This is a genomic window from Mesorhizobium loti R88b (assembly GCF_013170845.1).
Lineage (GTDB): Bacteria > Pseudomonadota > Alphaproteobacteria > Rhizobiales > Rhizobiaceae > Mesorhizobium > Mesorhizobium loti_B.
In genome coordinates, this window is sequence record NZ_CP033367.1 from 1,396,171 (window position 1) to 1,409,822 (window position 13,652).

Here is a 13,652-nt window from a genome sequence, read left to right on the forward strand (position 1 = left end):
GCATGCCTTCATTAAAAGACCTTCGTAACCGTATCGCCTCGGTCAAGGCGACGCAGAAGATCACCAAGGCGATGCAGATGGTCGCCGCGGCGAAGCTGCGCCGTGCGCAAGAGGCCGCGGAAGCGGCGCGCCCCTATTCGGAGCGCATGGGTTCCGTGCTGGCCAACATCACCCAGGCGATCGGTGGCGGCGGCGACGCCCCGGCGCTGATGACCGGCACCGGCAAGGACAACGTGCACCTGCTCGTGGTCTGCACCGCCGAGCGCGGCCTGTGCGGCGGTTTCAATTCGCAGATCGCCCGTCACGCCCGCGACCATATCCGCCGGCTTCTGGCCGACGGCAAGCAGGTCAAGATCATCTGCGTCGGCAAGAAGGGTTTTGATATCCTGCGCCGCGACTATGCGTCGATGATCATCGACCGTGTCGACCTGCGCGAGGTCAAGACGCTCGGCTTCGTCAATGCCGACGCGATCGCCAAGAAGGTCATCCATCTCTTCAGCGAGGGCGCCTTCGACGTCTGCACGCTGTTTTATTCGCAGTTCAAGTCGGTGATCAGCCAGATCCCAACCGCGCAGCAGATCATTCCGGCCGGTGTGGCTTCGGCTCCCGCAGCAGTGGTGGATGGCGGCAACGCCGTCTATGAATACGAACCGGAGCCGGGCGAAATCCTCTCCGACCTCATCCCGCGCAACATCTCCGTGCAGGTTTTCCGGGCGCTGCTCGAAAACGCCGCCGGCGAAATGGGCGCCAAGATGAGCGCCATGGACAATGCGACGCGCAACGCCGGCGAGATGATCAACAAGCTGTCGATCACCTACAACCGTCAGCGGCAGGCGCAGATCACCAAGGAACTGATCGAAATCATTTCGGGCGCCGAGGCGCTCTAGGCGCGGTCCGCGGGTCAATCTGCCTGCGACCGGACCGCGTGAGAAACAAAGGACGAAAAGGGTAAAGACGATGGCGAAAGCAGCGACCCCCCAGAAGGCGGCCCCCAAGGCAGCAGCGCCCGCGAAGGCGGCAAAGGCACCGGCAGCAGCAGCCAAGGCGGCTCCGGCCAAAGCGGCAGCAGCCCCCGCAAAGGCAGCAGCGGCCAAGACATCGGCAGTGGCCACCAAGGCAACCGGCGTTGTCGGCAAGGTCCGCCAGGTCATCGGCGCCGTCGTCGACGTGCAGTTCGGCGATCACCTGCCGGCGATCCTGAACGCGATCGAGACCACCAATGTCGGCAACCGCCTGGTGCTCGAAGTTGCCCAGCACCTGGGCGAAAACACCGTGCGCTGCATCGCCATGGACTCCACCGAAGGTCTGGTGCGCGGCCAGGAAGTGCGCGACACCGGCGCGCCGATCACCGTGCCGGTCGGCCCGGGCATGCTCGGCCGCATCATCAACGTCATCGGCGAGCCGGTCGACGAAGAAGGCCCGGTCGATGCAACCGAAATGCGCTCCATCCATCAGCCGGCTCCGACCTATGTCGAGCAGTCGACGGAAGCACAGATCCTGATCACAGGCATCAAGGTGCTCGACTTGCTGGCACCTTACGCCAAGGGCGGCAAGATCGGCCTGTTCGGCGGCGCCGGCGTCGGCAAAACCGTGCTGATCCAGGAACTGATCAACAACATCGCCAAGGCGCATGGTGGCTATTCGGTGTTCGCCGGCGTCGGCGAGCGCACCCGCGAAGGCAACGATCTCTATCACGAGTTCATCGAATCCGGCGTCAACAAGAAGGGCGGCGGCGAAGGTTCCAAGGCCGCACTCGTGTACGGCCAGATGAACGAGCCGCCGGGCGCGCGCGCCCGCGTCGGCCTGACCGGGCTGACCGTTGCGGAGTATTTCCGCGACCAGGGCCAGGACGTGCTGTTCTTCGTCGACAACATCTTCCGCTTCACGCAGGCGGGTTCGGAAGTGTCGGCTCTGCTCGGCCGCATCCCGTCGGCCGTCGGCTATCAGCCGACGCTCGCCACCGACATGGGCGCGCTGCAGGAACGCATCACCACCACCACCAAGGGTTCGATCACCTCGGTGCAGGCCATCTACGTGCCGGCCGACGACTTGACCGATCCGGCGCCGGCGACGTCGTTCGCTCACCTTGACGCGACGACGACGCTGAACCGCGCCATCGCCGAAAAGGGCATCTACCCGGCTGTCGATCCGCTGGATTCGACCTCGCGCATGCTCGACCCGCTGGTCGTCGGCGACGAGCATTACGGCGTCGCTCGCCAGGTGCAGTCGATCCTCCAGCGCTACAAGTCGCTGCAGGACATCATCGCCATCCTGGGCATGGACGAGTTGTCGGAAGAGGACAAGCAGACCGTGGCCCGCGCCCGCAAGATCGAGCGCTTCCTGTCGCAGCCGTTCTTCGTCGCCGAAGTGTTCACCGGCGCGCCGGGCAAACTGGTCGACCTGGCCGACACCATCAAGGGCTTCAAGGGCCTCTGCAACGGCGACTACGATCACCTGCCGGAAGCCGCCTTCTACATGGTCGGCGGCATCGAGGAAGCAGTCGAGAAGGCACAGCGCCTGGCGGCTGAAGCGGCTTAATTTCCTTATCAGCAGCGCGGTACCGCCGCGCTGCTTTCGATCCAAGTTTGTGAGACACCATGGCTGAAGCTTTCAAGTTCGAACTGGTCTCGCCGGAGCGCCTGCTGGTTTCGGCCGAGGTCGAATCCGTCGTCATTCCGGGCGCAGAGGGCGAGATGACGGTGATGGCGCATCATGCGCCGGTCATGACCACCATCAAGCCGGGCGTCGTCACGGTGAAAAATGCCTCCGGCGGCGAGGATCGCTATGTCGTGTTCGGCGGCTTCGCCGATATAGTCCCGGCCGGCTGCACGCTGCTGGCGGAATCGGCTGTTGCGGTAAAGGATGTCGACCGCGCCGATCTCGCGCGCCGCATCCAGGAAGCTAGGGAAGATGCGGCCGATGCCAAGGACGATCAGTCCCGCAGCAAGGCGGAGCAGTTCCTTAGCCAGCTCACCACGCTGGAAGGCGCGCTTCTGTCGGCGTAAGGCTTGCTTTCGATGAATGCGTGAAAAGCGGGCTTTGCCTCGCTTTTTTGTTTAGATGCCGAGCGCGGCGAAAGCCAGTGTCGGACCATCGCGCCGCAGGTGCACCAGATGCACGGCCACCAGTTCAATCAGCGTCTGGCGCTCTGCATGATCCCTGGAGAAGCCGGCCAGGTCGAAGACCGCCGTCACGGTTTCGTTCGCCGGCAACTCCTGGCTCAAAAGCGCCGTCAGCGGTACGTCGAGCGGATCGGTGAAATGGTTCTCGGGCAAGGTTTTTCCGCGCGCGGCGCAAGCGGCGATCCAGGCCGCCACCACCAATGTGAGATGCACGAACTCGGTGCCCGCTTCGAGGCATTCTAGGGCGGACGCGATGATGCGTTGCGGTAGTTTCTGGCTGCCATCATTGGCGATCTGCGCCGTGCGATGGGCAAGCGCGGTGTTTGAGAAACGCTCCGCGAGTTCCTCAGTATAGGTCTTCGTATCGAGCCCAGCGTCCTCGGGCAGGGTCGGGATTGCCTCGGCCCATAACGCATCGACGAACTGCCGGATTGCCGGATCGGCGAAGGCGCGATCGACCGTGGCGTGGCCGCTGAGCAGGCCGAGATACGCGATTCCCGAATGCGCGCCGTTGAGAAGCCTGAGCTTCATGTCCTCGAACGGGGCGACATCCCCGACCATGGTGACGCCGAATTTTTCCCAGGCCGGCCGACCCCCCGGGAAATTGTCTTCGATCACCCATTGGCGGAAGGGCTCCGTCATGACTGGCCAGGCATCCGCGATGCCAAGTTCGTCGGCGATCCGTGCCCGGTCGGTATCCGTGGTTGCCGGCACTATGCGGTCGACCATGCTCGACGGAAAAGCGACTTCATTGGCGATGTGGCCGGCGATGCCAGTATCGCCCCTCAGGCCAAGTGCGGCATCCCGCAACGCGGCGAATTCGGTCAGCAGGCGATGCAAGGTGGCGCCGTTGGCCGGCAGGTTGTCGCAGCAAAGCACGGTAAAGGGCGAGGTATCGGCGGCGCGCCGCCGGGCAAGCGCCTCGGTGAGAAAACCATGCGCCGTCTTCGGCAAATGTGGGTTCGCCAGGTCATGGGCAATGTCCGCGTGGGCAGCGTCCAAGCCGCCGCCGGCTGCCCTGAGATAGGCCTTTTCGGTGATGGTCAGCGTGACGATCCGGGTGCGCGGATCGGTCAGCGCGGCCAGCACCGCGCTGGGGTCTTCCGGCGCCACCAGCAGCGAGCCGATCGAGCCGATGACGCGCAGCTCCTCCTTGCCGCTGCTGCGGATCGCCAGCGTGTAGAGCCCGTCCTGCGGCGCCAGCGCATCGCGCGTGTCCGCGCTGCGCAAGGAGACGCCGACGATGCCCCAGTCCGTCTCGCCCGCCGCCAGGCAGTCGTCGACATAGGCGGCCTGATGGGCGCGATGGAAGGCGCCGACGCCCAGATGCACGATGCCCGGGGCGATCTTGCGCCGATCATAGCCTGGGATCGAGACCTTCTCAGCTAGCGACCGTAGCGTGGCGTCGGACAAATGGCTGCTTGTCATCATATCACACGGGCTGAGGGCTTCGGATGGTGTGTCATGGAGATATCCCTACGCAGGGATGACAGGCGGCGTAACACCTGTTTGTGCCTGCCGCAAGGATGCCTGTTTCCGACAGTAAGTTGACTTCGATTCCGCTCGAACGTACCGGTTCAAACCTCGAAGGAGACGCTTTCCCATGGTCGCACTGACCGATCCGGACCTGCTCTTTCCCCCCGAGGCGCATTCACGCTCACTTGCCCGCGACCTCTACGCCGGCGTCAAGAACCTGCCGATCGTCAGCCCGCACGGCCATACCGATCCGCGCTGGTATGCGCTGAACGAGCCATTCCCGGATCCGGCGCAACTGCTCATCGTGCCCGACCACTACATCTTCCGCATGCTGTTCAGCCAGGGCGTGCGGCTGGAGGGCCTCGGCGTGGCGACCTTCGATGGCGCGCCTGTCGAGACCGATGGCAGGACAATCTGGCGCCGCTTTGCCGAGCACTATTATCTGTTTCGCGGCACGCCGACCCGGCTCTGGTTCGATCATGTGCTGGCCGACCTGTTCGGTATCGAAGAGCCATTGAGTGCAGAGACCGCCGACCGCCACTACGACACGATCGCAACGCTGCTGCAGTGGGAGAATTTCCGCCCACGCGCTTTGTTCGAACGTTTCAACATCGAGGTCATCGCAACGACCGAAGGCGCGCTCGACGATCTGAAATGGCACAAAATGATCCGCGACAGCGGTTGGGAAGGGCGCGTCATCACCGCCTATCGGCCGGACGCGGTTGTCGATCCTGATTTCGAAGGGTTTTCGGCCAATCTCGATCGGCTCGACGAGATGACCGGCTGCGACACAGGCAGCTGGGCCGGCTATCTCGACGCGCATCGCCAACGACGCGCTTTCTTCAAGAGCTTTGGCGCGACCTCGTCGGATCATGGCCATCCGACGGCCGAGACCGCCAATCTCTCCGATGCGGCGGCGCAGGAGCTGTTCAACCGCATCCGACGCGGTTCTGATGATGAGCGCGAGCGCAAACTGTTCCGCGCCCAGATGCTGACCGAGATGGCCAAGATGAGCCGGGACGACGGGTTGGTGATGCAGATTCATCCCGGCTCCTGGCGCAACCATTCGGCTGACATTTTCAAGAAGTTCGGCCGCGACAAGGGTTTCGATATTCCGACGCGGACCGACTATGTGACGGCGCTGAAGCCGCTGCTCGACTGCGTCGGGCTGGAGCGTGACCTGACCATTGTGCTCTTCACGCTCGACGAGACCAGCTATGCGCGCGAACTGGCACCGCTGGCCGGTGTCTATCCGGCGCTGAAGCTCGGCCCAGCCTGGTGGTTCCACGACAGTCCCGAAGGCATGCGCCGCTTTCGCGAGATGACCACCGAGACGGCCGGCTTCTACAACACCGTCGGTTTCAACGACGACACCCGGGCCTTTCCCTCAATCCCGGCGCGTCACGACGTGGCGCGCCGGGTCGACTGCGCGTTCCTGGCGCGGCTCGTCGCTGAACATCGGCTGCGCGAAAGCGAGGCGCATGAGCTGGCAGCGGAATTGGCCTATACGCTTGCCAAGAAAGCCTATCGGCTCTGATGCATGCTGATGCGATTACCGTTGGCCAGCCGTCGACGATGAGGAGATGACGATGACAAAGATCTTCGCCCATGCCGGCGAGGGTGACTGGACGCCGACGCCTGACGGCAATATGCGGCGGGTTCTCCTCTCCACCGATGAGCTGATGCTGGTCGAGTTCGGCTTCGACAAGGGCGGCGTCGGCGCCCTGCATTCGCATCCTCATGTCCAGTCAAGCTATGTCGCCGAAGGCCGCTTCGAGGTGACGGTAGATGGCCAAACCGAAATCCTCGGGACCGGCGGCAGCTTCATCGTGCCATCAGGCCTGGTGCATGGCGTCAAGGCGCTGGAAGCGGGGCGGCTGGTCGACAGTTTTACACCGCACAGGGCTGATTTCCTCGCCTGAAAGTAGCGTGAGATAACCTTGTCGGGCGTCCCCGAAGAGACGCGGGCGAAGCTGGTCAGGTGATGTGCCTGAGCAAGGCGAAAAGCCGCTCGAACGTCTTGCCGTAAGGTGGGTGCAGCATGGCTCCCGCGCTCAGGCGCGACTGCAGGAAAACCGGCTTCTCCTTGCTGAAGGTGCGGAAGCCCCATTGCCCGTGATAGGCGCCCATGCCGCTGGCGCCGACACCGCCGAAGGGCTGGTTCTCCTGCACAAGATGCAGCATGCAGTCGTTGATGGTGACGCCGCCGGCGACGGTTTCGCGCAGGATGCGCTGGCGGTTGCCGCTGTCGGTGCCGAACCAGTAGAGCGCCAGTGGCCGGTCGGCCCGGTTCACATGGTCGATGGCGTCGTCGACGGTGGCGTACTCGACGATCGGCAGCACCGGTCCGAAAATCTCCTCGCGCATCAACCGCAGGTCTGGGCCGGCATTGCTGACCAGGGTCGGCAGAAGCTTCCGGCTCGTGTCGCCGAATTCTTCGCCGGCCGGATTGATTTCGGTGATCTCGGCACCGGCGTCGCGGGCTTCCGCGATCATGGCGCGTAGGCGCTGAAAGTGCCGGTCGCTGATGATGGCGGTATAGTCGGGATTGTCGCGCAAAGTGGGGTAGAGCCGCGCCACCGCGGTCGCGAGCCTGGCGGCGACGGTGCCGGCCTGTCCCTTCGGCACCAGCAGATAATCCGGCGCGATGCAGGTCTGCCCGGCATTGAGCAGCTTGCCATAGGCGATGCTGGCCGCGGCCGCATCGAGATCACACGAGGTATCGAAGATCGCCGGCGACTTGCCACCGAGTTCCAGCGTGACCGGGGTCAGGTTGGCGGCGGCGGCGATCGCGACCTGGCGGCCGACCGCGGTCGAGCCGGTGAACAGCAGATGATCGAACGGCATTGAGACGAAGGCTTTGCCCATTTCGGCATCGCCGGTGATGACGCTCAACTCGTCAGCGGCAAAATGCTCGCCGGCAAGTCTTGCCAGCAGCTCCGAGAAAGCCGGGGTCAGTTCGGATGGCTTGACCAGCACACGGTTGCCGGCTGCAAGCGCTGCCGTGACAGGCGCGACGGCGAGCTGAAAGGGGTAATTCCAGGGCGAGACGATGCCGACCACACCGAGCGGCTGCGGTACGAGGCGGTTTTTGCCAGGCAGGAACGGCAAGGTGGTGGCGACGCGACGCTCCCGCATCCAGCCTTTCAGACGAGACAGCGTGTGACGGATGCCGGCGCGGACGACGAACAGTTCGGCAAGGCGCGTCTCATGCGTTGACCGGCCGCCAAAGTCGCTGTTGATCGCGGCGCAAATGTCGGCTTCGTGCTGCTCGGTCAGATCCAGCAGGCGCTTCAGGCGGTCTTTCCGCACGCTCAGGTCCGGAAAGGGCTGCTTGTCGAAGGCCGCGCGTTGCAAGCGGAACCGCTCGCCGAGAGCATCCTGTCTCACCTGCAGCATCGTGCCCTCCCTGGCTTGTTGGCCCGAGCTTACATCCTAGCGCGTGAAGGAATCCAGCGGGGGTGCAGGTGTCGCCGGGGAAGGTTCTTGAGACGATGATATCCGTATGATCGGGCAGGTATGAAGTTTCCGCGGGTTGCCATGGCCTGTTTCGGTTGTCGGCTGATGATGGCTGGGCTACTCCATAGCGTCACGCGGAGAGCATCTTGATCGATTCCCCCATCGTCTCCTGTCCATGGGAAAACGCTTCCAGTCCGGTGTCCGCCTGATGTTGGCGCAGGCAGCCAGCACTCGGGCCGAGGATCCCAAGCGGCGCGTCCTGAAAGACGTGTTCGGTTTCGACGATTTCCGTCCCGGCCAGGCTGATGTCATGGATGCGTTGCTCGGCGGGCGCCATGTGCTGGCCGTGATGCCGACGGGGGCGGGCAAATCGCTCTGCTACCAGGTGCCGGCGCTGGTTCTGGGCTGGCTCACCATCGTCGTGTCGCCGCTGGTGGCGCTGATGCAGGATCAGGTCGCCGCCTTGCGCCTGGCCGGAGTGGCCGCCGATACGATCAATTCCTCGATCGACCGCGACGCCAATGTCGCCGCCTGGCGGCGCGTGGCTTCCGGCCAGACGCGGCTGCTTTATCTGGCGCCGGAGCGGCTGATGACCGAGCGCATGCTCGATGCGCTCTCAAGGCTCGACGTCAGCCTGATCGCGATTGACGAAGCGCATTGCATCTCGCAATGGGGACCGGCGTTCCGGCCTGAGTATGAGGACCTGTCGCGGCTGCGGCACATCTTCCCCAACGTGCCGATCATCGCGGTGACAGCGACGGCCGATGAGAGCACGCGCAGCGATATCGCGGCACGGCTGTTCGCCGAGAGGGTCGAAACGCTGGTGCTGGGTTTCGACCGGCCCAACATCAAGCTGGCGATCTCGGCCAAGCAGGACAGCAAGCGGCAATTGCTCAACTTTATCGAGCGTCATCCAGGCCGCAGCGGCATCGTCTACTGCCTGTCGCGCAAGAAGACGGAAGAGATGGCGGCCTTTCTCGAGAAGAACGGCGTCACCGCGCTCGCCTATCATGCAGGCATGAGCAAGGAGGCGCGGGAGGCGAACCAGAACAGCTTCATGACGCTGTCCGGCGTCGTCATGGTGGCAACCATCGCCTTCGGAATGGGCATCGACAAGCCTGATGTCGCCTATGTCTTCCACACCGATATGCCGGGCAGCCTGGAAGCCTATTATCAGGAGATCGGGCGTGCGGGGCGCGATGGCCGCGATGCCGAGGCGCATATGCTGTTCGGTCTTGGCGATATCCGCATGCGGCGGTTGTTCATCGACGACGAGGACGCATCGGCCGAGCACAAGAAACGATCGCACCAGCGGCTCAACACCTTGATCGGCTATTGCGAGACGGCGCAGTGCCGGCGCCAGGTGCTGCTCGGCTATTTCGGCGAGGAGGCGCAGCCTTGCGGCAATTGCGACAACTGCCTCGACCAGGTGCCACGCGCCGACGGTTCTGCGGAGGCGGGCATCATCCTGGCGGCGGTCGCGCAGAGTGGCGAGCGCTTCGGCGCCGCGCACGTCATCGACATCCTGACCGGCCATGAAACCGAAAAGGTGCTGGCCAGGGGCCATGAAAGGCTCGCCTGCTTCGGCAGCGGCGTGGCGCAGAAGAAGGATTTCTGGATGTCGCTGATCCGGCAGCTGGTCGCCGGCGGTTTCCTCGAGCCGGACCCGAGCGGCCATGGCGGCCTCGCCATTGCCGAGCAGGGCCATGCCTTTGGCCGGGGCGAGGTGGCGTTCCGCTATCGTGTAGAATTGCGCAGCCGTGCCATGCGCAAGATGCGAGCGGCCGAGGGTTCAGGCGCCGAAGGCGTTGATGCTTCGCTGCTGGCGACGCTCAAGACACTTCGCCTGCGTCTGGCCAAGGAGCGCCAGGTGCCGGCCTATGTGGTGTTTTCCGATCGCACGCTGATCGACATGGCCGAACGCTGTCCGCGCGACCTTGATGCCTTCGCTGAAGTGAACGGCGTGGGCGCTGCCAAACTCAAGGAGTTCGGCCAGGTTTTTCTGAGCGCAATCGCCGCGCACCAATCGGGCGGCTAGAGCATGATGCCGAAAAGTGTGAAGCGGTTTTCGGACGACATCATCCTCTATCTCTTTGATTTAGAGCCGGATTCAAATTTCAGGTCGATTCGACCTGAAATCATCCGGCTCTAGGCCTGAAGGCCGGCCCTGCAATCTTCACATCTGTATCGACATGCCGCCATCGACGGTCAGGACGTGCCCGTTGACGAAGGAGGCCGCGTCGCTGGCAAGAAAAAGCGCGGCGCCCGCGATCTCTTGCGGCCGCCCCCAACGCTGCAGCGGAACCCTCTGGCGGGCAAAGGCAACCAGATCGGGGTTCGCCGCCATAGCGGCATTGGTCTCGGTGGCGAACATTCCCGGCGCGATGGCGTTGCTGGTCACGCCGTGGGCGCCATATTCGACGGCCATGCTGCGCATCAGCCCGGTCAGTCCCTGCTTGGCGGCGGGATAGATGGCGTCGCCGGGGCGCGCCATCTCACCGACGATCGAGGTCACCGCGATCAGCCGGCCATGGCCCTGGGCCTTCATGACCTCCGCCGCATCACGTGACAGCGAGATCGCCGACAAGAGATCCGTCCGCATCAGATCGAGGATGTCTTCGTCGTTGAAGGCGGCGAGCGGCCGCCTGTCGCGGGCACCGACATTGTTGACAAGGATGTCGAGCCGGCCACGGGTCTTGCGGATGTCGGCGATCATCGCACGGCCCGCCCCGATGTCGGCGACGTCGAAGGCCGCAGCCTGCGCACTGCCGCCATTTCCGGTGATGGCGGCGACGGCGGCATCGAGCGTTGCGGCGGTGCGTCCGGTCACCACGACATGGGCTCCGGCTTCGGCAAAGGCGCGCGCGATCTCGAAACCGAGGCCGCGTCCGCCGCCGGTGATCAAGGCCACTCGCCCCTCCAGGGAAAATTGGTCGAAAATGCTCACAACAGGCGGCCTCTGCACGCATGGGACGGGAACCGATCCCATGCGGCAATCGGCGGCTTGTTCTCAAGCCTATCGTTCAATCGAAGCCGGTCAACTGAACTTAATGCGCGCTGGCGAATGCAGCATTGCTGCCCAGGCCGGCGTTGCGTCCCGTCTGCCGGCCTATGTGCGGTGTTCCTGCCGCATGCTGATCCGGCAAGGGCGGATGTTTAAAACGCACTCGACCTGAACTATAATTGAAGTTTTACGGCGTCAGCTTTCATCGGCAAGTGCTCGTACGCCTCGAAGCACCGGCAAAGTGAAGCTCGGTTGCCGAAATGGCGAGGTCACTTGTTGAAATTCGCGATAAACTGCCCGAATTGCTGGGTGGGGGCGCGCGCGAACATCTCCTTTGGTTCGCCCAGGCAATCCACCTCGCCTTTGTGAAGGAACATCACCTTGCTCGACACGTCACGGGCAAAACTCATTTCGTGCGTTACCACCAACATGGTGCGCCCTTCCTCCGCCAGCGAGCGCATGACCCGCAGCACCTCGCCGACCAGTTCCGGATCGAGCGCCGATGTCGGCTCGTCGAACAGCATCACCTTGGGGTTCATCGCCAAAGCGCGCGCTATGGCGGCGCGCTGTTGCTGGCCGCCCGACATATGCGGGGGATAGTAGTTGCGACGCTCCCATATCCCGACGCGCTTCAGCAATGCCTCGGCCTGCTCCAGGCATTCGGCGCGCGGCCGCTTGAGCACATGTGTCGGCGCGGCGACAAGGTTCTCGAGCACGGTCATGTGCGACCAGAGATTGAAGCTCTGGAAAACCATGGCGAGGTTGGCGCGGATACGCTCCACCTGACGGATATCGGCCGGCACCTGATTGCCGTCCCGCCCCGGCTTCATCTTGATGAGTTCACCATCCACACGCACTTCTCCGGAGTCCGGGGTCTCCAGAAGATTGATGCAACGCAGCAGCGTGCTTTTGCCTGAACCCGACGAGCCGAGGATGGAAATGACGTCGCCCTTGTGGGCCTCGAGCGAAATGCCCTTGAGCACTTCGTGATTGCCAAAGCATTTGCGCATATCCTTGACGCTGATGGCCGGCGCCTCGTGGGGGGACGATGCCGCATTCGCGGCAGCGGCAAGACTTGCCGACATCACAACACCTCCGGGACGGGTTTGATTTGCTGGGACTGGTCAGGCGCAGGGCGCAGATGCGGCGAAAGCGAATACTCGACCCAGGCAAACAGCCGGGCAATCGACAGGTTGAGCAGCAGGTAGATCACGCCGGCGCAGGTCAGCACCTCGATCGGCCGAAACGTGTCGTGCTGGATCTTCTGCGCCGTTCCCATCATCTCCATGATCGTGACCACGGAAGCGAGCGCGGTCGCCTTCGTCATCAGGATGATCTCTGTCGAATAGGCCGGCAAGGCCAGCCGGAGCGCTATGGGCAATGTCACAATGCGGAACCGTGTGAATGGAGACATGCCGAAAGCCTTGGCGGCCTCGATCTGCCCGACCGGCACGGCGCGGAGTGCGCCGCGGAAAATCTCGCTCTCATAGGCGGCGGTGTTCAAAGCCATGGCGACGATCGTGCAATACATGGGATCCCGCAGGATCGGCCACAGGATCGGGCTGTGGCGCACAAAATCGAACTGGGAAAGTCCGAAATAGATCAGATAGAGCTGCACCAGCAGCGGCGACCCACGGAAGACGAAAACGTAGGCGCGGGTGAAATACTCGCCGGATCTGGAGCCCGAGGCCCGCAGCCAGGTCAGGCCGGTGGCGATGATCAGGCCGAAGGCTATGCCGAAGAACCAGATTTCAAGCGTCAGCGGCAGTGCCTTCAGCACGCTCCACATGGTCGAAAGGTAGAAGTTGTAATCCACCACCACCTCTTATTTCGGACGCAGAAAGCTGCGTGAAGTGTAACGCTCGGCCTTGTCGAAGATCGGCGTCGAGATCGACGTCATCACGAGGTAGAGGATGCCGGCGACAGTGTAGAAAAGCAGCGAATGGTGTGTTGAACGCGCGGCCTTGTTGGCCGTCAGCATAAGCTCGGCGACGCCGGTGACCGAGATCAAAGCCGAATCCTTGATGGTCAGCTGCCACACATTGCCCAGCCCTGGCACCGCCAGGCGCAGGACCTGAGGCATGATCACGAGGCGAAAACGCAGCCAGGCCGACATGCCGTAGGCGCGCGCCGCCTCCAGCTCGCCGCGCTGGATCGCCAGAAACGACCCGCGGAAGACCTCGGCCTGATAGGCGCCCGAAATGATGCCGACCGCGAGCACGCCGCCGAGGAAGCTCGGCATGTTCAAAATGTCGGTCGAACCGATCGATCCCGTGGACCGCGCCACCCCGGTCAGGATCTGCGTGCCGCCATAGTAGAAAAGGTAGATGATCAAAAGCTCCGGCTCACCGCGGAACACGGTCGTGTAGCTTTCGCCGATAAATCTCAGTCCGCCGCGATGCGATAGCTTGGCCGCCGCCACGAGCGATCCCAGCGCAGCGCCGATCAACATCGAAACCATGGTGACGGCGAGCGTCCAGCCAATGCCCCAGAGCAGCTGCAAACCCCAGCCGGCCGCCAACAGCTCATAGGCCGTCGACAGCTGATCCTTGAGACTGTTGAGAAAGTCCACCTACGCCTCCCCGGGCGTC

Annotated in this window: 12 protein-coding genes; 6 read left to right on the forward strand and 6 right to left on the reverse strand. The window is 63.5% G+C overall.

Annotation, left to right across the window (positions count from 1 at the left end; all coding sequences use genetic code 11):
* The first annotated feature begins 2 nt into the window (after window positions 1-2).
* The 3 genes from EB235_RS06760 to EB235_RS06770 all read left to right on the forward strand — a co-directional run bounded on the left by EB235_RS06760 (window position 3) and on the right by EB235_RS06770 (window position 3,005).
* Window positions 3-887, forward strand: a complete 885-nt coding sequence (locus tag EB235_RS06760) for a F0F1 ATP synthase subunit gamma (RefSeq protein WP_027031723.1) — start codon at window positions 3-5, stop codon at window positions 885-887.
* A 70-nt stretch (window positions 888-957) separates the two neighbouring features.
* Window positions 958-2,538, forward strand: coding sequence for a F0F1 ATP synthase subunit beta (atpD, locus tag EB235_RS06765; protein WP_027031722.1), 1,581 nt, complete (start codon window positions 958-960; stop codon window positions 2,536-2,538).
* Between the two features lie 59 nt (window positions 2,539-2,597).
* On the forward strand, window positions 2,598-3,005 hold the full coding sequence (locus tag EB235_RS06770; protein WP_027031721.1) for a F0F1 ATP synthase subunit epsilon: 408 nt from the start codon (window positions 2,598-2,600) through the stop codon (window positions 3,003-3,005).
* 51 nt (window positions 3,006-3,056) lie between these two features.
* Here the strand turns inward: EB235_RS06770 and EB235_RS06775 are convergent, their stop codons facing one another.
* Complete coding sequence (locus tag EB235_RS06775) at window positions 3,057-4,550, reverse strand: mannitol dehydrogenase family protein (RefSeq protein ID WP_027031720.1); 1,494 nt, start codon at window positions 4,548-4,550, stop codon at window positions 3,057-3,059.
* 175 nt (window positions 4,551-4,725) lie between these two features.
* Here EB235_RS06775 and uxaC point away from each other — a divergent pair, with 175 nt between their 5' ends.
* Window positions 4,726-6,135: a glucuronate isomerase gene (gene uxaC / locus EB235_RS06780; protein WP_027031719.1), complete on the forward strand. Its 1,410-nt coding sequence runs from the start codon at window positions 4,726-4,728 to the stop codon at window positions 6,133-6,135.
* A gap of 46 nt (window positions 6,136-6,181) precedes the next feature.
* Window positions 6,182-6,520, forward strand: a complete 339-nt coding sequence (locus EB235_RS06785; RefSeq protein WP_027031718.1) for a cupin domain-containing protein — start codon at window positions 6,182-6,184, stop codon at window positions 6,518-6,520.
* Between the two features lie 55 nt (window positions 6,521-6,575).
* Here the strand turns inward: EB235_RS06785 and EB235_RS06790 are convergent, their stop codons facing one another.
* Window positions 6,576-7,997 (reverse strand): coniferyl aldehyde dehydrogenase, encoded by a 1,422-nt coding sequence (locus tag EB235_RS06790; protein WP_027031717.1) that lies wholly within the window; start codon window positions 7,995-7,997, stop codon window positions 6,576-6,578.
* Between the two features lie 268 nt (window positions 7,998-8,265).
* Between EB235_RS06790 and recQ the strand changes: the two genes are divergently transcribed.
* Window positions 8,266-10,095, forward strand: coding sequence for a DNA helicase RecQ (gene recQ, locus EB235_RS06795; RefSeq protein WP_027031716.1), 1,830 nt, complete (start codon window positions 8,266-8,268; stop codon window positions 10,093-10,095).
* A gap of 138 nt (window positions 10,096-10,233) precedes the next feature.
* Here recQ and EB235_RS06800 read toward each other — a convergent pair whose 3' ends face one another.
* From EB235_RS06800 to EB235_RS06815, 4 genes are all read right to left on the reverse strand, one after another.
* Window positions 10,234-11,004 (reverse strand): SDR family oxidoreductase, encoded by a 771-nt coding sequence (locus EB235_RS06800; RefSeq protein WP_027031715.1) that lies wholly within the window; start codon window positions 11,002-11,004, stop codon window positions 10,234-10,236.
* A gap of 326 nt (window positions 11,005-11,330) precedes the next feature.
* Window positions 11,331-12,146, reverse strand: coding sequence for an ABC transporter ATP-binding protein (locus EB235_RS06805; RefSeq protein ID WP_051429713.1), 816 nt, complete (start codon window positions 12,144-12,146; stop codon window positions 11,331-11,333).
* Window positions 12,146-12,877 carry an ABC transporter permease gene (locus EB235_RS06810; protein WP_032926549.1) on the reverse strand — a complete coding sequence of 244 codons (732 nt, stop codon included), beginning with the start codon at window positions 12,875-12,877 and terminating at the stop codon, window positions 12,146-12,148. Before EB235_RS06810 ends, EB235_RS06805 begins: the two co-directional genes overlap by 1 nt.
* A 9-nt stretch (window positions 12,878-12,886) precedes the next feature.
* On the reverse strand, window positions 12,887-13,633 hold the full coding sequence (locus EB235_RS06815; RefSeq protein WP_245268856.1) for an ABC transporter permease: 747 nt from the start codon (window positions 13,631-13,633) through the stop codon (window positions 12,887-12,889).
* Between the last annotated feature and the right edge of the window lie 19 nt (window positions 13,634-13,652).